General features: G+C 71.1%; 18 protein-coding genes. 12 read left to right on the top strand and 6 right to left on the bottom strand.

What is annotated here, in order from left to right; all coding sequences use genetic code 11:
* Nucleotides 1–160: 160 nt before the first annotated feature.
* Complete coding sequence (locus tag ACH4J0_RS35465) at nucleotides 161–1,267, top strand: ATP-binding cassette domain-containing protein (RefSeq protein WP_396245257.1); 1,107 nt, start codon at nucleotides 161–163, stop codon at nucleotides 1,265–1,267.
* A 1-nt stretch (nucleotide 1,268) separates the two neighbouring features.
* A complete protein-coding gene (locus tag ACH4J0_RS35460) occupies nucleotides 1,269–2,132 on the top strand; it encodes an ABC transporter permease (RefSeq protein ID WP_396245256.1) in 864 nt (287 codons plus the stop codon).
* Between the two features lie 147 nt (nucleotides 2,133–2,279).
* Here the strand turns inward: ACH4J0_RS35460 and greA are convergent, their stop codons facing one another.
* Together greA and ACH4J0_RS35450 are read right to left on the bottom strand one after the other, a co-directional pair.
* A complete protein-coding gene (gene greA, locus ACH4J0_RS35455; protein WP_030286600.1) occupies nucleotides 2,280–2,780 on the bottom strand; it encodes a transcription elongation factor GreA in 501 nt (166 codons plus the stop codon).
* Nucleotides 2,781–3,101: 321 nt separating this feature from the next.
* Entirely contained in the window at nucleotides 3,102–3,515 is a 414-nt protein-coding gene (locus tag ACH4J0_RS35450; RefSeq protein WP_396245255.1) for a DUF4307 domain-containing protein, read from the bottom strand.
* Nucleotides 3,516–3,755: 240 nt separating this feature from the next.
* On the opposite strand from ACH4J0_RS35450, the gene mca reads away from it, so the two are divergent.
* Together mca and ACH4J0_RS35440 are read left to right on the top strand one after the other, a co-directional pair.
* Nucleotides 3,756–4,661 (top strand): mycothiol conjugate amidase Mca, encoded by a 906-nt coding sequence (gene mca / locus ACH4J0_RS35445; protein ID WP_396245254.1) that lies wholly within the window; start codon nucleotides 3,756–3,758, stop codon nucleotides 4,659–4,661.
* A 45-nt stretch (nucleotides 4,662–4,706) separates the two neighbouring features.
* Nucleotides 4,707–4,898, top strand: a complete 192-nt coding sequence (locus tag ACH4J0_RS35440) for a hypothetical protein (RefSeq protein WP_270144532.1) — start codon at nucleotides 4,707–4,709, stop codon at nucleotides 4,896–4,898.
* 366 nt (nucleotides 4,899–5,264) lie between these two features.
* On the opposite strand, the gene ACH4J0_RS35435 is transcribed toward ACH4J0_RS35440, so the two are convergent.
* Nucleotides 5,265–5,372: a LuxR C-terminal-related transcriptional regulator gene (locus ACH4J0_RS35435; protein WP_396245253.1), complete on the bottom strand. Its 108-nt coding sequence runs from the start codon at nucleotides 5,370–5,372 to the stop codon at nucleotides 5,265–5,267.
* A gap of 161 nt (nucleotides 5,373–5,533) precedes the next feature.
* On the opposite strand from ACH4J0_RS35435, the gene ACH4J0_RS35430 reads away from it, so the two are divergent.
* Nucleotides 5,534–7,585 (top strand): thioredoxin domain-containing protein, encoded by a 2,052-nt coding sequence (locus ACH4J0_RS35430; protein WP_396245252.1) that lies wholly within the window; start codon nucleotides 5,534–5,536, stop codon nucleotides 7,583–7,585.
* A 39-nt stretch (nucleotides 7,586–7,624) separates the two neighbouring features.
* Nucleotides 7,625–8,488, top strand: coding sequence for a GNAT family N-acetyltransferase (locus ACH4J0_RS35425; protein WP_396245250.1), 864 nt, complete (start codon nucleotides 7,625–7,627; stop codon nucleotides 8,486–8,488).
* Between the two features lie 61 nt (nucleotides 8,489–8,549).
* On the opposite strand, the gene ACH4J0_RS35420 is transcribed toward ACH4J0_RS35425, so the two are convergent.
* Nucleotides 8,550–8,915: a hypothetical protein gene (locus ACH4J0_RS35420; RefSeq protein WP_396245248.1), complete on the bottom strand. Its 366-nt coding sequence runs from the start codon at nucleotides 8,913–8,915 to the stop codon at nucleotides 8,550–8,552.
* Between the two features lie 67 nt (nucleotides 8,916–8,982).
* Here ACH4J0_RS35420 and ACH4J0_RS35415 point away from each other — a divergent pair, with 67 nt between their 5' ends.
* Both ACH4J0_RS35415 and ACH4J0_RS35410 read left to right on the top strand, forming a co-directional pair.
* Nucleotides 8,983–10,710: an alpha/beta hydrolase gene (locus ACH4J0_RS35415; protein ID WP_396245247.1), complete on the top strand. Its 1,728-nt coding sequence runs from the start codon at nucleotides 8,983–8,985 to the stop codon at nucleotides 10,708–10,710.
* Nucleotides 10,707–11,339, top strand: coding sequence for a hypothetical protein (locus ACH4J0_RS35410; protein ID WP_396245246.1), 633 nt, complete (start codon nucleotides 10,707–10,709; stop codon nucleotides 11,337–11,339). Before ACH4J0_RS35415 ends, ACH4J0_RS35410 begins: the two co-directional genes overlap by 4 nt.
* A gap of 9 nt (nucleotides 11,340–11,348) precedes the next feature.
* On the opposite strand, the gene ACH4J0_RS35405 is transcribed toward ACH4J0_RS35410, so the two are convergent.
* A complete protein-coding gene (locus tag ACH4J0_RS35405; protein WP_396245277.1) occupies nucleotides 11,349–12,275 on the bottom strand; it encodes a hypothetical protein in 927 nt (308 codons plus the stop codon).
* Between the two features lie 265 nt (nucleotides 12,276–12,540).
* Between ACH4J0_RS35405 and ACH4J0_RS35400 the strand changes: the two genes are divergently transcribed.
* From ACH4J0_RS35400 to ACH4J0_RS35390, 3 genes are all read left to right on the top strand, one after another.
* Nucleotides 12,541–13,218 carry a papain-like cysteine protease family protein gene (locus ACH4J0_RS35400; protein ID WP_396245245.1) on the top strand — a complete coding sequence of 226 codons (678 nt, stop codon included), beginning with the start codon at nucleotides 12,541–12,543 and terminating at the stop codon, nucleotides 13,216–13,218.
* An 8-nt stretch (nucleotides 13,219–13,226) separates the two neighbouring features.
* On the top strand, nucleotides 13,227–14,132 hold the full coding sequence (locus ACH4J0_RS35395; protein ID WP_396245244.1) for a hypothetical protein: 906 nt from the start codon (nucleotides 13,227–13,229) through the stop codon (nucleotides 14,130–14,132).
* Nucleotides 14,133–14,525: 393 nt separating this feature from the next.
* On the top strand, nucleotides 14,526–15,071 hold the full coding sequence (locus tag ACH4J0_RS35390; RefSeq protein ID WP_396245243.1) for a hypothetical protein: 546 nt from the start codon (nucleotides 14,526–14,528) through the stop codon (nucleotides 15,069–15,071).
* Here the strand turns inward: ACH4J0_RS35390 and ACH4J0_RS35385 are convergent.
* Nucleotides 15,042–15,734: a hemolysin III family protein gene (locus ACH4J0_RS35385; RefSeq protein ID WP_396245241.1), complete on the bottom strand. Its 693-nt coding sequence runs from the start codon at nucleotides 15,732–15,734 to the stop codon at nucleotides 15,042–15,044. The genes ACH4J0_RS35390 and ACH4J0_RS35385 overlap by 30 nt on opposite strands.
* A 285-nt stretch (nucleotides 15,735–16,019) precedes the next feature.
* Here ACH4J0_RS35385 and ACH4J0_RS35380 point away from each other — a divergent pair, with 285 nt between their 5' ends.
* Entirely contained in the window at nucleotides 16,020–17,846 is a 1,827-nt protein-coding gene (locus ACH4J0_RS35380; RefSeq protein WP_396245240.1) for a phosphoenolpyruvate carboxykinase (GTP), read from the top strand.
* Nucleotide 17,847: the final 1 nt, after the last annotated feature.

Here is a 17,847-nt window from a genome sequence, read left to right as displayed (position 1 = left end):
GCTTTCCCGGAAATCCCCTTGACGCGATGTATCGCGAGTTGCCAGACTCGCGATACATCGCGTTCTGTGCCGACGGCGGGGGACCGAGTCGCTCGCGCGCCCAAATGGAGGGCAAAGTGGGACAGATCGCTCAGATTCGTCCGAGGAGATGAGGCAGGCCATGGCGCCAGCCATCCAAGCCGAGAACCTGGTGAAGACCTTCGGCGACGTACGAGCCCTGGACGGCGTCAGCCTCGACGTCCCCGAGGGCACGGTGCTCGGGCTGCTCGGCCCGAACGGCGCGGGCAAGACCACCACCGTGCGCGTCCTCACCACCCTGCTCCGCCCCGACTCCGGCCGCGCGGTGGTGGCCGGGGTCGACGTCCTCGAACACCCGGACCGGGTCCGCAGCCTGATCGGGCTGTCCGGCCAGTACGCGGCGGTCGACGAGTACCTGACCGGCTTCGAGAACCTCACCATGGTCGGCGAGCTGTACCAGATGCGCACCCGCGACGCGAAGGCCCGCGCGCTGGAGCTGCTGGAGTGGTTCAACCTCGCCGAGGCCAAGGACCGCACCGCCAAGACGTACTCCGGCGGCATGCGCCGCCGCCTCGACCTCGCCGCCGCGCTGGTCGTGCGGCCGCCGGTGATGTTCCTGGACGAGCCGACCACCGGCCTCGACCCGCGCAACCGGCTCGCGCTCTGGGAGGTCATCGAGACCCTGGTCGAGCAGGGCACCACGCTGCTGCTGACCACCCAGTACCTGGAGGAGGCCGACCGGCTCGCCCACGACATCGCGGTGGTCGACCACGGCCGGGTGATCGCCCGTGGCACCGCCGACCAGCTCAAGGCCCAGATCGGCGGCGAGCGGATCGAGGTCGTGGTGCACGACCCGGGACTGGTCACGGACGCGGTCGCGGCGCTGTCCGGATACGCGCTGGGCGAGCCGGCGGTGGAGAAGAACACCCGGAAGATCACCGTCCCGGTCAGCGGCGGTGCCCGGGTGCTGGCCGACGCGATACGCGAACTGGACGGCCGGGGCATCGAGATCGACGACATCGGGCTGCGCCGTCCGACCCTGGACGACGTATTCCTCACCCTCACCGGCCACGTCGCCGAGACGGTCGAGGAGGGTGACGGCGCCGGCTCCGAGGGCGGCCGGGGTGGCCGGGGCGGCCGGGGCGGAGGGAAGAGCGGCGGCGCGGATGGCGCCGACGGGCACGGGGGCGACGGGGGCGGCGGTCAGGGCCACGACCAGCAGGCCGTCACGGCCGGAACGGAGCGCTGAGATGAGTACCGACACGGCCATCGAGCACGCCATCGGCGGGGCGGCACCGACGCCCCGCCGGGGCCTGTCCGCGACCCTGCACGACTCGTGGGTGGTCGCCAAGCGCAACCTGCGCAGGATGTCCAGGATTCCCGAGATCGTGGTGTTCGGGCTCATGCAGCCGGTCATGTTCGTGCTGCTGTTCTCGTACGTCATGGGCGGGGCGATCAAGATCCCCGGGGCGAGCTCCAGCTCCGACACGTACATCCAGTTCCTGATGGCCGGCATCTTCGCCCAGACCGTCACCTTCGCCACCGCCGGCGCCTCGGCCGGCATCGCGGAGGACATGACCAAGGGCCTGGTGGACCGCTTCCGTTCGCTGCCGATGGCCCGCTCGGCGGTGCTGGTCGGACGCACCCTCGCGGACCTGTGCCAGACCGCGTTCACCGTGGTCGTGCTGGCGCTGGTCGCGCTCGCGGTCGGCTGGCGGATCCACGACGGGGTGCTCGGCGCGCTCGGCGCCTTCGGTCTGCTGCTCCTGCTCGGCTACGCCTTCTCCTGGATCGGTGCGCTGATCGGACTGTCGGTGCGCAGCCCCGAGGCGGCCACCTCGGCCGGGCTGATCTGGCTGTTCCCGCTGACCTTCGTGTCCAACGCCTTCGTGCCGGTCAGCTCGATGCCGGGATGGCTCCAGGGCGTCGCGTACTGGAACCCGTTCAGCGCGACGGTGCAGGCCTGCCGGGACCTCTTCGGCAACCAGGTCGGGCCGGTGGACAGCGCCTGGTCGATGCAGCACGCGGCGCTGGTGTCGGTGCTGTGGTCGGTGGTGATCACGGCGGTGTTCTCCTGGCTGTCGGTGCGCAAGTACCGCTCGGCCGTGGGCTGAGCGTCGTGGGCTGAGCGTCGTGGGCTGAGTGTCGTGGGATGAGGGCTTGCCCCGTGGGGTGAATCGTTCCTGCCGGAAACGCCCGAGGGCGGCCGCGGGGTCCGTTCGGACTCCGCGGCCGCCCTCGGCGGTGTTTCGTGGGTGGGGTCAGCCGGCGTGCGGCACGACCTTGACGATCTTCACCATGGCCGGCTTGCCGTTCGGCAGCTCGTAGGTGGCCTCGTCGCCGATCTTCTTGCCGTCGATCGCGCGGCCCAGCGGCGACTGCGGCGAGTAGACGTCCAGGTCGTCGGCGCCCGCCACCTCGCGCGAGGCGAGCAGGAACTCCATGAGGTCGTCCTCGTCGCCGTCGAAGGCGACCGTGACGACCATGCCGGGGGCCACCACGCCGGAGTCCGCCGGGGCCTCGCCGACCTTGGCGCGCTCCAGGAGCTGGGTCAGCTGGCGGATGCGCAGCTCGTACTTGCCCTGCTCCTCCTTCGCCGCGTGGTAGCCGGCGTTCTCCTTGAGGTCGCCCTCCTCGCGCGCCGCCTCGATCTTCTGGGCGATCTCGATGCGCCAGGGCCCGGTCAGGTGATCCAGCTCGGCCTTCAGCTGGTCGTAGCCGGCCTGAGTGAGCCAGGTCACGTTCTCACTGGTCTGGGTCACGGGTGCTCCTCGTAGGTGCTGGGGCTGTGCTGAGGGTGTGAGTCGTCAGCAGGGTCGTCGGTGATATCGGTCGTAACTACAAAGCAACGCCCGCTCCCGTACCATCCGGTGCGGAAGGGGCGAAACCACGAGCCTAACAAGTCCTGCCGACAAGCGGGAGAGGCGTTGTCGTGGCATTGACGGTGGCGTTACGCCACGGTGTACAGGTACCGGGTGCGGGACTTCCTACGGATGCCCGTTCTGCCGGACGAATATGCGTCGCCGGGCCGCTCCGCGCGCCACTTCCGCCCGGTTCCCGGGTCCTCCCCGTCGCCTTCCCGCCTACTTCGCCGGGGTGCAGCCCAGCAGCTCGGCGGTGGTGCCGCGGGCGGTGGTGCGCAGGGTGACGGTGGCGTCGTAGCTCGACCCGGCCGCGGGGACGGGGAAGTCGGCCACCCCGACCACCGCGTGGTCGTCGCTCTGCGAGCGGACCGTGCAGGTGCCGGCCGTGCCGTCGCTCTTACTCACGGTCAGGTGCAGTTGCACCTCGGAGTCGGAGAGCACCTGGAAGGTCGGCACCGAGCCGTTGATCTTCGACTCGCGCAGCAGGTAGGAGCCGCCCAGCCAGGCGATCAGGCCCAGCCCGAGCACGCCGCAGACCGCGCCGACCACCTTCAGGCGGCGGTCCGACTCGCTGTCGCCGCGCCGGCCGTAACGCCCCTCGGGCAGCTGCGTGGCGGTGCTCTGTGCAGTCATCGGACTCCGTCCTCTCCTCGGGAGGGGCCGCGCAGGCGGTGCAGGGGAATGCGACGGTCCTCCAGTCCGTCACTATAGGAGGGGCACGCCCGCGGCCGGTCCGGCGGGGGCGGGGCTCGGCCGCGCCGGAGACCGGCCGCAGGCCGGCCTTGCGGCGACGCGGTCCCGAAGTGAGCGGTTCGTACGGTGGGCAGACCCGACTTCGCGGAACGCCCGATGATGTGGAAGGAACGCAAGGCGTTGACTGAGCAGTTGCGACTGATGGCGGTGCACGCCCACCCGGACGACGAGTCCAGCAAGGGCGCGGCCACCATGGCCATGTACGTCGAGCAGGGTGTGGACGTGCTCGTGGCCACCTGCACGGGGGGCGAGCGCGGGTCGGTTCTCAACCCCAAGCTCCAGGGGGACCCGTACATCGAGGAGAACATCCACGAGGTGCGCCGCAAGGAGATGGACGAGGCGCGGGCGATCCTCGGCGTCGAGCAGGCCTGGCTGGGCTTCGTCGACTCCGGCCTGCCGGAGGGCGACCCGCTGCCCCCGCTGCCCGACGGCTGCTTCGCCCTGGAGGACGTCAAGGAGGCGGCCGAGCCGCTGGTCCGGCTGATCCGCGAGTTCAAGCCGCAGGTCATCACGACCTACGACGAGAACGGCGGCTACCCGCACCCGGACCACATCATGACCCACAAGATCACCATGCTGGCCTTCGACGCCGCGGGCGACCCGGACGCCTACCCCGAGGCCGGCGAGCCCTGGCAGCCGCTCAAGCTGTACTACAACCACGGCTTCCCGATGGGCCGGATCCGTGCGCTGCACGAGTACCTCACCGAGCACGGCCACGACTCCCCGTACGGCGAGTGGATCGCCGGCTGGGAGAAGAGCGGCCGCAAGGAGCGGGAGATCACCACCCGGGTCCGCTGCGACGGCTGGTTCGAGACCCGCGACCGCGCGCTGATCGCCCACGCCACCCAGATCGACCCCGACGGTCCGTGGTTCCGCGTCCCGCTGGAGGTCCAGCGCGAGGTCTGGCCCACCGAGGACTACGAGCTCGCCCGTACCCTGGTTGACGTGGACCTCCCGGAGGACGACCTGTTCGCCGGGCTGCGCACCCCCACCCTGGCGGCCGAGGCCGTCGACGCGCGCGACTGACCCCCCGACGGCCCGGCTCGGCGTGAGCCGGGCCACCATAGAGATATGAGTGCCCCCGTGAACCTCATCCACCTCGCCGCTGACCTCGCCGTCGACGACGCCAAGGTCACCCCCGGTCTCCTCGGCTTCGTCGTCTTCGCCGCCCTCGGCGTGGCGACGTGGTTCCTGGCCAAGTCGATGAACCGGCAGTTCAAGAAGGTCGACTTCACGGAGGAGCCGGAAGCCCCGAAGGAGTGACCCGTCACGGCCGGTCCCCCGTCCCACGGCGGGGGACCGGCCGTGGGCGTGCCGACCGCGGCGGGAGACCCCGGGCCGTTGCGGATCGGCATCCGGGCTGGCCCGCCGGCTCGGCCCGGGACGACCGTCAAGCTCTGCCTGAACTCGGCCCTGCGGGGGCGGATTTCGGGGCGGAACGTGCGGCGGGGCGGGTCCCGGGAGCTGACCGGGGCGTCAAACTCGCCCGTTCGGCATATTCGGCCTGCTCAGAGGGGGTGGCCAAGTCGTCGAATGAGCCGATCGGCCGATGGAGGCCGGCCCGGAGCCGCATGAGGATGGCGCTGCGCCGAGGCGCCCGGAGGTGCTCCGGTCGCCGGGCGCGATCGTTCATCCGCGCCCGGCCCGGCCAGATTCCCGGGGCTTCGCCGCGCGGCCCCGGTTATGGGCCTTCAACTTGCGCTGCAAATCGGTCAGGTGCGTCTTGACGGTACTCAACGAGATGAACAGCTCGGCGCCGATGTCAGCGTTGGTCAGCCCTCGGCGACCAGGACGGCGACCTCCTCCTCGCGAGCCGTCAGGGGTTCGACCGGGGAGCTCGGGGAGCTGTGGGCCGGGCCTGACGCGTGGGTGGGCATGGATGCGCGAGGATGGGGGTCATGCCGAACCGTCTCGCGGACGCGACCTCGCCGTACCTGCTGCAGCATGCCGAGAACCCGGTCGACTGGTGGCCGTGGGGGGTGGAGGCCTTCGAGGAGGCGCGGCGGCGCGGGGTGCCGGTGCTGCTGTCGGTCGGGTACGCCGCTTGCCACTGGTGTCATGTGATGGCGCACGAGAGCTTCGAGGACGCGGAGCTCGCCGGGTACCTGAACGAGCGGTTCGTCGCGGTCAAGGTGGACCGGGAGGAGCGGCCGGACGTCGACGCGGTGTACATGGAGGCCGTGCAGGCCGCGACCGGGCAGGGCGGCTGGCCGATGACGGTCTTCCTCACGCCCGACGAGGAGCCGTTCTACTTCGGCACCTACTTCCCGCCGCAGCCCCGGCACGGGATGCCGTCGTTCCGGCAGGTGCTGGAGGGAGTGGACGCGGCCTGGCGGGACCGGCGGCAGGAGGTCGGGGAGGTCGCCGGGCGGATCCGGGCCGACCTGGCCGAGCGGGCCGCCGTGTACTCCGCCGGCGCCCACCACCCACCGGGCGACGCCGACCTGCACCAGGCGCTGGTCGCGCTCAGCCGGGACTTCGACCAGACCCGCGGCGGCTTCGGCGGGGCTCCCAAGTTCCCGCCGGCCATGGTCATCGAGTTCCTGCTGCGCCACCACGCCCGGACCGGTTCGGAGGCGGCACTGGAGATGGCAGTCCGCACCGCCGAGGCGATGGCCCGCGGCGGCATCCACGACCAGCTCGGCGGCGGCTTCGCCCGGTACGCGGTGGACGCCGGCTGGGTGGTGCCGCACTTCGAGAAGATGTTGTACGACAACGCCCTGCTGCTGCGGGTGTACCTGCACCTGTGGCGGGCCACCGGCTCCGGACTCGCCCGCCGGGTGGCGCTGTCGACGGCGGACTTCCTGCTGCGCGAACTCCGCACGCCGGAGGGCGCGTTCGCCTCCGCGCTGGACGCCGACAGCCTGGACGAGGAGACCGGCACCTCCGCCGAGGGCGCCTACTACGTCTGGGAGCCCGGCCAGTTGGTCGACCTGCTCGGCCCCGCCGACGCGGCCACCGCCGCCCGGCTGTTCACCGTAACCGCCGACGGCACCTTCGAGCACGGTGCCTCGGTGCTCCAGCTCCTCGCCGAACCCGACTCCGGGGACTTCGCCGAGTACGAGGAGATCCGGCGACGGATGTTCGAGGTCCGCGCCGCCCGGCCCGCACCCGCCCGGGACGACAAGGTGGTCGCGGCCTGGAACGGCCTCGCCATCGCCGCGCTCGCCGAGACCGGCGCCCTGCTGGACCGCCCCGACCTCGTCGAGGCCGCCGAACGCGCCGCCGACCTGCTGCTCGCCGTCCACCTCACCCCCGACGGACGGCTGCTGCGCACCTCTCGGGACGGCCGGCCCGGCACCAACGCCGGCGTCCTGGAGGACTACGCGGACACCGCCGAGGGCTTCCTCGCGCTGTACGCCGTCACCGGCGAGGCGGAGTGGCTCCAGCTGGCGGGCGGCCTGCTCGACACCGTGCTCAGGCACTTCACCGACGAGACCTCCGGCGCCCTCTACGACACCGCCGACGACGCCGAGGAACTCATCCGTCGCCCCCAGGACCCGACCGACAACGCCACCCCGTCCGGCTGGACCGCCGCCGCCGGCGCCCTGCTCGGCTACGCCGCCTACACCGGCTCCGCCCGGCACCGCACGGCCGCCGAACGCGCCCTCGGCATCGTCGGCGCGCTGGCCGGACGGGCCCCGCGCTTCATCGGCTGGGGCCTCGCCGTCGCCGAGGCGCTGCAGGACGGGCCGCGCGAGGTCGCCGTCGTCGGCCCCGCCGACGACCCGGCCACCGCGGCGCTGCGCCGGGCCGCGCTGCTGGGCACCGCGCCCGGCGCGGTGGTCGCGGTCGGCGTACCGGAGGAGGCCGCCGAGGTGCCGCTGCTGGCGGACCGGCCGCTGGTCGGCGGCGCGCCCGCCGCCTACGTCTGCCGGCACTTCGCCTGTGAGGCGCCGACCACCGATCCCGCCGTGCTCGGCGCGCGGCTGGGGGTCGTACTCGATTAATCGTGGGCGGGTGCGCGTCGAGTGGGGCGAGGATGGTCCATGACCTGGACCCTCAGCACCTCGCTCGACGACTTCCGCAGTCGGGCTGACGCTTTCCTGGCCGCCCGCCCGGCCGAGAACACCGTCCTGCTCACCATCGCCCACCGGCTCGCCGAAGCCGGGCTCGACGCGTTCGGGCAGCGGCCGCCGGTCTTCGGCTGGTGGCAGGCCGAGCCGGGCGGCCCGGTCGAGGGCGCCTTCCTCCAGACGCCGCCGTTCGCTCCCCGGCTCTCCGCCATGCCGCAGGCCGCGGCCGCCGAGCTGGCGGTCGAACTCGCCGCCGCCGGTGCCGGGTTCACGGAAGTCGCCGGGGTCGGCGGGGGAACGGAACCGGTTCGCGCCTTCGCCGAGGCCTGGACGGCCGCCACCGGCGCCGGGCAGTCCGTGCGCGTCGAGGAACGGCTCTACCGGCTCGGTGAGTTGACCGCTCCGCCGCGCCCACCGGCCGGCCGCCACCGGCTCGCCGGACCGGCCGACCGGGAGCTGGCGATCCGCTGGTGGCAGGAGTTCATGCTCGAAGTGAAGGTCCAACCCCACGACGTGAAACGGTCGGTGGACGACAAGATCGCATCCGGCGGTCTCCACCTCTGGGAGGACGCGGGCGCCCCCGTCGCCCTGGCCGGCAGCAGCCCGGTGCTCGCCGGGATGTCCCGGATCGGCCCGGTCTACACCCCGCGCGACCGTCGTGGCCACGGCTACGCCAGCGCCGTGACCGCCGCCGCCTCCGCCCACGTCCTCGGCCTGGGGGCGGAGGAGGTGCTGCTCTACACCGACCTCGACAACCCGACCAGCAACTCCATCTACCAGCAGATCGGCTACCGGCCGGTGGAGGACTGCCTGGTGCTGGACTTCCAGGTGCCGTAACGCCGTAACGCCGTGGCGTCGCAACGCCGTTGCGCCGTTGCGCCGTAACGTCGTAGCGAGGTCACGCGTCCTTGGTCAGATGGCCGCCGGTCACCCCGACCACCTTCGTCCCGAAGGGGTCGGAGGCCGGCGCCGCACCGGGCGGCGGCAGGTGGTCGGCGTTCTGGTATTCCTGCGCACAGGTGATCAGATGACCCCCGGCCGTCTTCATGTCGGTGGAGAGCTCGTTGAGCAGGCTCTTCCACGCACTGCTGCACCCCGTCAGCGCCGCCCCGCTCTGCCACCCGACCAGGCTCCCGGCGGCCGTGCTGCTGGGCTCCGCCAGCTTCGCGGTCTCGTCGGGGACTTTCCCGGCGACCGTCACCGCATTGTTCCCGGCAGCGGTCAACTCGCCTGGTTTGACCGTGAATCCCTTACCGTCCGCCATCGTGCTCCCCCGGTTTCGACGCGACAGTCGTGGGCTATGGTAGCGCCGAGTATTGGGGGGAACACTCATGGCTGATCCGGATCAGAAGGCGGGACAGAGCCGTCTTGACTTCGCAAGTCTGAAGAACGCCAAGCCGGCGGACCTGCATGCGGCGGGGGACGCCTTCGATGCGCTGCACAAGGCGTACACGCAGCACACCTCGGACTGGAAGAGCGGCACCACCGATCGGGTCCACGGTTCCGGCTGGAGCGGACCGGCCGCCGATGCCGCGATTCCCTCGCTGGACGCCACCACCACCCAACTGCACGCCGCCGAAACCGAACTGGCCGCGATCGGCCAGACCTTGCGGGATTACGCGGACCTCTTCACGCTCGCCCAGTCGAAGCTCCGGCAGGCCGTCGTGGACGCCGGTGCGAAGGGACTGACAGTCGGTGACGACGGAGCGGTGAGCTGGCCCGCGTCGAGTGGCCCGGTGGACGCCGACTGGGAAACGAAGCAGAAGGCGGCGGCCGACGGCATCGCCAAGCGGATCGGTGCCGCCATCACCGAGGCGAGCGCGGCGGACCAGACGCTGGCCGGTCTGCTCAACGGCTTCACCCAGCACGCCACCAGCAAGTCGGGTCTCACCCTCGCGGTCGCCGAGGCCGACCAGAAAGCGGCGAGCGGTCCGGGAACGCCGTATTTGAGGGACATGCCGGCGGTCGGGGCACCACCGACCGAGGTCAACAGCTGGTGGAACAACCTCGGCCCGGAGGGCCGACAGTGGTTCATCGATCACCACCCGGAGAACATCGGGAACCTGGACGGGATCCCGGCGGAGGTGCGGGACAAGGTCAACCGGCAGTACCTGGACAAGCGGGTGCGCGAACTCGAGGACGAGAACCGAACGACAGAAGAAGAGGCGGAGTACAACAAGCTCTGGCCCATCTTCGACCGCCTCAGGCAGGACGCCGAGGCGACGGACGGGCGGCCGCATACCTATCTGTTGGGTATCGGCACCGAAGGCCAGGGCCGCGCGATCCTGTCCTTCGGGAACCCCGACACGGCCACCGACATTGCGTCGTACGTTCCTGGTATCACCACCGATGCCAGCTCGCTCGGTAGGGCCAAGCCCGGTGACACACCAGGCACCAACGAGTCGGAGAACGCGCTGAACGTCTGGCGGGAGGCCAACAAGAAGGTCAAGCCTGGGGGGTCGGTGGCGTCGATCGTCTGGCTGGGCTACGACTCGCCGGGAGCCGACTTCGGTGCGGGCTCGCCGGAAGCCGCGATCAAGGGCGCACCGGCCTATGCGAACTTTGTCACCGGGCTGCGGGCGACTAACTCAGGCGGCCAGTGCCCGCACATCACGTCGGTTGGGCACAGCTACGGTTCGGTCGTCGTCGGTCAGGCCACGAAAATGGCCGCCCACAATCGGAACCACACCCTGCCGGATGACGTGGTGCTCATCGGTAGCCCCGGTACCGGTGTGGATCGCGCCGCGGACCTTCGACTCCCCGGTCATGTCTGGGCGGCAGCGGCGGACAACGACCCGGTCACCCACGCTGTGTCGGGCCGAGGCGCGATTCCTTGGCCTCTTGGCAGCCACCCGGACGAGAACTACTTCGGAAGAGATCCCGCAAGCGAATCGTTCGGCGCCAAGCGCTTCACCGTATCCAACTACAGCCAGGGGGTGAATCTGCTGGGGGCGCACACTAAGTACCTCACTCCGGAGTTCGGTGGCCCTTCTCTGGGCAATATCGCCTCCATCGTCACGGGTAAGGACAACGACGTTCACCTGACCGAGGGCCGATGACCTCGCGCCGGAACGCGGCCGGATCGATCCTTCTGGCCGTGGTCATTCTCATAACCATCGGTGGGGCGCTGTTCTTCAACGGTTACGGCCCGTTGGCGTTGGCCGATCGTCGGGTTCGGGTGAACCCTGGTGAGGCGAAGGGCTGGATCGACAACGCCCTGCGCACCACAATGGGAGCGGTCTCGCCGCCACTGACGTACGCAGGCGCCGACTTCGAGGTGAAGAGGGAAAAGGACCGCTGGGATGGTGAGCCGAGCATGGTCTCGGACGTTACCGAGATCATTGCGGTGCGGACCGTGATCTCCAAAGCGAAGCTCCCCGCCCTGATGGAGCAGGTGACTCGGGTTTGGCAGACACTCGGCAGTCGAGTGATCGATCGATCGGCGCCCTCCGATGAGATTCAAGCTCTGGACGGAGTGGGGCACGTGGGCGGAGAAACGTTCTTGACGTTCCTCGCGAAACCACAACAGGACTCGACCTACCTGGTGACGTTCAGGGTTGAGGCCGGAGGGGTGCTCTACCAACCTGCCCACGAGTACAAGCCACTGTCGCCGTTGGGTCGGACACCGCGTGACTCCAAGGGTTACGTGATCAACGCCCCCGTCGACGACCCGTACTGGTCGCACTGACCGCCCCCCTCACTCCCAGTCCCACCGGATTCCCAGGATGCACGGCCGTACCGCCGTCGCCACCAGGTGGACGCAGTGGTGGCCGTCGAGGGTCAACTCCTCCTCCTCGTAGGCGGCTTCGCCGGGCGAGCGGAGGGCGATGCGGTGGCAGCGGACGGGGAGGGCGGCGGGGTGGAAGGTGATCTGGAGGACGTACTGGCCGGCGCCGGAGTTGAAGCCGCGGACGTATTCGCAGCTGGGATCGGGGGAGGGGGCGTCGTCGAAGCCGTAGCCGAGGAGGTGGGTGTCGCCGGCGCGGAGGCGGCGGTCGAGGAGGAGTTCGGCGGCGAGGAGGTGGTGGGTGTGGTCGCGGCGGATGCGGCCGGGGCGGCAGTTCTCCTCGGCGCGGACGCCGACCCGGGTGATGTCGCTGCCCGGATCGCCCTGGTAGAGGGCGAGGTAGCGGTCGATGCCGTCGCGGTGGGCGCGCAGGGCGTGTTGGGAGTCGCGGCGGAGGACCTGGCGGTCGGGGCCGATCCGGACGCGTTCGATGTGGGTGATGGTGTGCAGACCGGTGTCGCGGGGGCTGGCCAGGGTGGCGAGCAGGTGGTCGACGGCGGTGGCCGGGGAGATCAGGTCGCGGTACGGGCGTACGGGTGGTCCGACGGCGGTGGACGCACGGCGGGGACCGAGGAGCCGGGTGAGGGAGTGTTCGGGCAGGTCGAGGACGTCTTCGAGGGCGGCGACGGCGCGCAGTGACTCGGGGCGTTCGGGGCGGCGCCGGCCCTGCTGCCAGTAACTGAGGCTGGTGAGGCCTACGGTGACGCCGCGCAGCGCTAGGTGGCGGCGGATGCGGTGCAGGGTGAGGCCGCGGGCGGTGATGGCGGTGCGCAGGGCGAGGTGGAAGGGGCCGGTGCGCAGGGCGGCGGCGAGGTCGGCTGGGTCGCTTCGGTGGATGGCGGCCTCCTGGCTGGTACCGAGCGGGTGGGACCGGGTTTTGACCGTGAATATTCACATCCGCGCGGCGGTTTGTCACCGGTCCGGGCGTCTCGCGCTGCGGTTTCCCGCGTGCCGTTCACATCCGGGCCACTCCGTTCACACGGTGATCGGGTCCCGTCCGAGGCCGTTGACCAGCCACCGACAACGGCGCGATGCTCGGGGCGCGATCCGGACCGCAACCCCCACACAGCACCTGGCTCCACGTGCAAGGAGGCATCCCCCCATGCCAGTTCCACGGATACGGCTGCGCCGTGCGGTCGCCCTGCTCGCCCTCGGCGTGCTGGGTCCGGCGCTCACCGTCGCTGCGACCACCCCCGCGGTCGCCGCCCCCGTCGCCCCCGGCGCCGTCCCCGCCCTGGACCGGGCCGCGCACCAGGTCCGCCCGGCGGCGGCACCCGGCAGTACGGCCGACCTGGCCGGCACGTACAAGAAGCTCAACATCGCCATGCAGCAGCAACAGCAGACCAACTGGTGCTGGGCGGCGAGCGGGAACACCATCGCCACCTGGTTCGGCTACAACTACAGCCAGAACCAGTTCTGCAACGCCGCGTTCGGCCGCTCGATCGACTCCAGCTGCCCGAACAGCCAGGCCTCGCTGGCGGACGTGCAGAACGGGCTGGACTGGGTCGGCATCAACCCGGGCTCGTACGTCACGGGGTACCTGCGCTACAGCACCGTGCAGTCCGAGGTGGACGCCAACCGGCCGATCGAGACGCGCATCCAGTGGAGTTCGGGCGGCGGGCACATGAACGTCCTGTACGGCTACGACACCGGCAACAACTGGGTCTACTGGGGCGACCCGTGGCCGTCCAACTACCGCTACAACTGGGCGGACTACTGGTACTACGTGAACAACGACACCTTCTCGTGGACCCACTCCCTGTACCGGATCGGCGCGTGAGGACGACCATGACCGAGCTCAGCAAGGCCTGTCGGGCCGCCGTGACCGCCCTGTTCGCCGCCGGCCTCGCGCTGGCGACCGCCCCGGCCGCGCACGCCGGCACCCCCGCTGCGGGCGCCCCGGCGCCGGTGTCCGCCGCCGACCTGGCCCGGGCCCACAGCGCGGTCCAGGACCCGACGGTGCTCGACAGGGTGGGCCACTTCTTCGCCCGCAAGGGCGTTCCGCCGACCCAGCAGCTGACCATCGGCGCCGCCGAGGAGGCGAAGGCGGCGGGCGCCGCCGCGCCCCGCCTGGCCGGGGACACCGTTCCGGTCTACACCCTGGACGCCGGTTTCGTGGCCGGCACCCCGGGCGCGCCCGTGGCGAAGGCCGAGTTCACGGCGAGCAAGGTGGTCGCGGCGGACGGGCAGACCGCCTCGGTCTGGACGGCCCGCCAGGGCGACTCCTGGCGGGTCGTCAACATCGCCTCGGGCGGCGACGAGAGCGACTACGCGGCGAAGGCGGCCGATGGCGGCGGCGGAACGGCCTTCCGGGAGCCGCAGGTCAACGCCTGGTACGTGCTGCGCGACGGTCGGGTGCTGCCGCTGGACGACGAGGCCCGGCGCTCGGTGGGCGCGGGCGGGGTGTCGCTGGCCGCGTACCAGAGGCTGGTGCACCAGCGGTACGGGGACAAGCTGCCCGGCTCGGCGTACGACCGGGAGGGCAAGGGCGGCGGCTACCGGCTGGACGCCGCACCGGAAGCCGGATCGGAGGCCGCACCCGGAGCCGCAGTTGTAGCCGCGGCGCAGCCTGCGGTGGGCAACGACCCGGCGGTCCCGGCCGTGACGGCGGCCGCGGCGCTGGGCGCCACCGCGCTGGCGGCCGCGGGCGTGGGCGTCGGCGCGGTGCTGCGGCGGAGGCGGGCCACCCGCTGATCAGACGGAGACCCAACGGGGCCCGGCTCGATTGAGCCGGGCCCCACGCCGTCATCGCGCGGGGGCGAACCCGCTCTCCAGTAGCGCGCAGGTGCGGTCGATCAGGTCGATCAGGTCGATCAGTCCGACCAGGTCGGCGAGATAGCGACCGTCGAGATGCATGAATCGTGATCGATCGGGCACTCTCGGTAATGTGTCCTGGAAGTGCTGCTTCCGCACGAGGAATTGACGCAACGTTGATCTGTCGTTCGCCGCCCCGGAGCGGTCCCGGGTGACGGACGGTAGATACCATGTGGCAATCGGTCAGTGCTGGCCGGACGCGTGCCGAGAGCGGAGAAGGGGTGGGACGGCAGGAGCCGACCACGAGCCCGGCGCCGGGAAAGGGGAGCCGAAGTGGCCGACAGTGACGACGGGCGGGCGGGTGCCCAGGTGTGGGGCGCGGCCGTGGTGGTGGGTTCCGCGCTGGCCGTGGTGACGGCCTATCTGATCAACGGCGCTCCGCTGGTCCTGGTGGTGGCCGGGGTCGAGACGCTGCTGGCCATGGTGTACGTCGGCCGCCGTTGGCGGGCGCTGCACCGGCAGGCCTCCCCGGCCGGGCACCGGCCGCGGCGCGGCACTCCGGACGCCGCCCACTGCGAGCGCTGCCGCCGGGCCCGGGAGTCGCTGGACGCCCGCCAGGCGCGCGGGGCCGGAGGGTCGGCCGTCCGCGCGGTGCGCCCGGAGGTCGAGTCGCAGCTGCCGGAGGCCGCGGAGGCGGTGCACTGCCCGCAGCCGGAGTCAGGGGCCGCCGACCACCCGCCGTACCCGCGCCGCCCGCAGGGCCGGGCCCCGTACGAGCGGCCCTGGACGGCCGAACGGGCGGCCGCCCGGTCCACGGACCGGTCGACCGCCCGTCGGGGAGCGCCGGGTTCAGCCGGCCGCGCTGTACGCCACCAGTGAGACGCCGACGTACTGGACGATGAAGGCGCCGAGGGTGAAGGCGTGGAACACCTCGTGGAAGCCGAACCAGCGCGGTGAGGGGTTGGGCCGCTTGAGCCCGTACACCACGCCGCCGATGCTGTAGAGCACTCCGCCGACGATCATCAGCACCAGGACGGCGACGCCGCCGGTGCGCAGGAAGTCCGGCAGGAAGAACGCGGCGGCCCAGCCGAGCGCTATGTACACCGGGGTGTACAGCCAGCGCGGCGCGCCGACCCAGAACACCCGGAACGCTATCCCGGCGAGCGCGCCGCCCCAGGCCACCCAGAGCAGCAGCTGCTGGTTGGCGCCCTTGAGCAGCAGGATCGTGAACGGCGTGTAGGTGCCCGCGATGATCAGGAAGATGTTCGCGTGGTCCAGCCGCCGCAGCACGGCGTCCCCGCGCGGGCCCCAGTCGAAGCGGTGGTACACCGCGCTGACTCCGAACAGCAGCCAGGCGCTGACCGAGTAGATCGCGCAGGCGATCTTGGCCGACGTGGAGTCGGCCAGGCAGATCAGCACGATCCCGGCGGCGACGGTGGCGGGGAACATCCCGGCGTGCAGCCAGCCGCGCCACTTCGGCTTGCCCTCCCGGCTCTCGGCCGGGCCCTCCCCAATGCTCTCCGCGAGCGCAGCAGCAGTCATGGGCAGCATGCTACCGGCGACCTACGGAACCGTAGGTTACTGGCGCGTATGGAAGTGGCGATCATCACTCTTGGACGTTTTGGAGCATTTGAAGTGTGGCCCCGCGCACTCGGGCTGGGACGCGGGTGACCCATTACTGGCCGGTAATCATACTTTCCGTAGTAAAAGATGCGTCAATTTCGCCTCGGCGCCGCGTTCGGGCCCTGGACCCGGAGCTACGCTGCAAGCACCCTCAGACCCCCGCAACGCCGTCTCCTCGACGAGACGGCGTGAAACGGAGCGATCGTGTCGTACGAGATCTCTGCTCTCAGCGCATCCGCGCCCACCCGCCACAAGCAGCTGCTCGCTTGGGTGAGCGAGATCGCCGAGCTCACCCAGCCGGCCCGCATCGAGTGGTGCGACGGTTCCGACGAGGAGTACCAGCGCCTCGCGGACCTGCTGGTGGCTCAGGGCACCTTCAAGAAGCTGAACGAGGAGAAGCGCCCCAACTCCTACTACGCCGCCTCGGACCCTTCGGACGTGGCGCGCGTCGAGGACCGCACGTTCATCTGTTCCGAGCAGGAGAAGGACGCCGGCCCGACCAACAACTGGAAGGCCCCCGCCGAGATGCGGGAGCTCTTCCAGGGCGAGCAGGGCCTGTTCCGCGGCGCGATGAAGGGCCGCACGATGTACGTCGTGCCCTTCTCGATGGGTCCGGTCGGCTCCCCGCTGGCCGCGTACGGCGTCGAGATCACCGACTCCGCCTACGTCGCCGTGTCGATGCGCGTGATGACCCGCATGGGCCAGGCCGTGCTCGACCAGCTCGGCGAGGACGGCGAGTTCGTCAAGGCCGTGCACACCGTCGGCGCCCCGCTGGCCGAGGGCCAGGCGGACGTGCCGTGGCCGTGCAACAGCACCAAGTACATCTCGCACTTCCCGGAGACCAAGGAGATCTGGTCCTTCGGCTCCGGCTACGGCGGCAACGCCCTGCTCGGCAAGAAGTGCTACGCGCTGCGCATCGCCTCGACCATGGCCCGCGACGAGGGCTGGCTGGCCGAGCACATGCTGATCCTGAAGCTCACCCCGCCGTCCGGCGAGGTCAAGTACGTCGCGGCCGCCTTCCCGTCGGCCTGCGGCAAGACCAACCTGGCCATGCTCCAGCCGACCATCCCGGGCTGGAAGGTCGAGACCATCGGCGACGACATCGCCTGGATGCGCTTCGGCGAGGACGGCCGCCTGTACGCGATCAACCCCGAGGCCGGCTTCTTCGGCGTCGCCCCCGGCACCGGCGTGGACACCAACGCCAACGCCATCGACACCCTCTGGGGCAACACCGTCTTCACCAACGTCGCCCTCACCGACGACGGCGACGTGTGGTGGGAGGGCCTCACCGAGGAGCCCCCGGCGCACCTCACCGACTGGCGCGGCAACGACTGGACCCCCGAGTCCGGCACCCCGGCCGCCCACCCGAACGCCCGCTTCGCCGTCCCGGCCGCGCAGTGCCCGACCATCGCCCCCGAGTGGGAGGACCAGGCGGGCGTGCCGATCTCGGCGATCCTGTTCGGCGGCCGCCGCGCCACCGCCGTCCCGCTGGTGACCGAGTCCTTCGACTGGCAGCACGGCGTCTTCCTGGGCGCCAACATCGCCTCCGAGAAGACCGCCGCCGCCGAGGGCACCGTCGGCGAGCTGCGCCGTGACCCGTTCGCGATGCTGCCGTTCTGCGGCTACAACATGGGCGACTACTTCGCCCACTGGCTGAAGGTCGGTGCCCAGGCGGACGCCGCCAAGCTGCCGAAGATCTACTACGTCAACTGGTTCCGCAAGAACGCCGAGGGCAAGTTCGTCTGGCCCGGCTACGGCGAGAACAGCCGCGTGCTCAAGTGGATCGTCGAGCGCCTGGAGGGCACCGCCGAGGGCGTCGAGACCCCGATCGGCGTGCTGCCGAAGGTCGACGGCTTCGACCTGGGTGACCTGAAGCTGTCCGAGGAGGACCTCGCCCTGCTCTTCACCGTGGACGCCGACATCTGGCGCCAGGAGGCCGCGCTGGTGCCGGCCCACCTGGAGCTGTTCGGCGACCACACCCCGAAGGAGCTGTGGGACGAGTACCGGAGCCTGGTCGCGCGCCTCGGCTGAG

Origin of the sequence: Kitasatospora sp. NPDC017646, from assembly GCF_044329365.1 — a bacterium.
Classification (GTDB): Bacteria; Actinomycetota; Actinomycetes; order Streptomycetales; family Streptomycetaceae; genus Kitasatospora.
Note: the sequence above shows the minus strand (reverse complement) of the source record. Positions and strands in the feature narration are given on the sequence as shown.

Bases quoted from the DNA above. Each gene is read 5' to 3' on its own strand.
- ACH4J0_RS35395 (WP_396245244.1), top strand. From the start codon at position 13,227: ATGACCGAGCTCAGCAAGGCCTGTCGGGCCGCCGTGACCGCCCTGTTC.
- ACH4J0_RS35415 (WP_396245247.1), top strand. From the start codon at position 8,983: ATGGCTGATCCGGATCAGAAGGCGGGACAGAGCCGTCTTGACTTCGCA.
- ACH4J0_RS35400 (WP_396245245.1), top strand. From the start codon at position 12,541: ATGCCAGTTCCACGGATACGGCTGCGCCGTGCGGTCGCCCTGCTCGCC.
- ACH4J0_RS35460 (WP_396245256.1), top strand. From the start codon at position 1,269: ATGAGTACCGACACGGCCATCGAGCACGCCATCGGCGGGGCGGCACCG.
- ACH4J0_RS35420 (WP_396245248.1), bottom strand. From the start codon at position 8,915: ATGGCGGACGGTAAGGGATTCACGGTCAAACCAGGCGAGTTGACCGCT.
- ACH4J0_RS35440 (WP_270144532.1), top strand. From the start codon at position 4,707: ATGAGTGCCCCCGTGAACCTCATCCACCTCGCCGCTGACCTCGCCGTC.
- ACH4J0_RS35385 (WP_396245241.1), bottom strand. From the start codon at position 15,734: ATGACTGCTGCTGCGCTCGCGGAGAGCATTGGGGAGGGCCCGGCCGAG.
- ACH4J0_RS35450 (WP_396245255.1), bottom strand. From the start codon at position 3,515: ATGACTGCACAGAGCACCGCCACGCAGCTGCCCGAGGGGCGTTACGGC.
- ACH4J0_RS35410 (WP_396245246.1), top strand. From the start codon at position 10,707: ATGACCTCGCGCCGGAACGCGGCCGGATCGATCCTTCTGGCCGTGGTC.
- ACH4J0_RS35425 (WP_396245250.1), top strand. From the start codon at position 7,625: ATGACCTGGACCCTCAGCACCTCGCTCGACGACTTCCGCAGTCGGGCT.
- ACH4J0_RS35430 (WP_396245252.1), top strand. From the start codon at position 5,534: ATGCCGAACCGTCTCGCGGACGCGACCTCGCCGTACCTGCTGCAGCAT.
- ACH4J0_RS35465 (WP_396245257.1), top strand. From the start codon at position 161: ATGGCGCCAGCCATCCAAGCCGAGAACCTGGTGAAGACCTTCGGCGAC.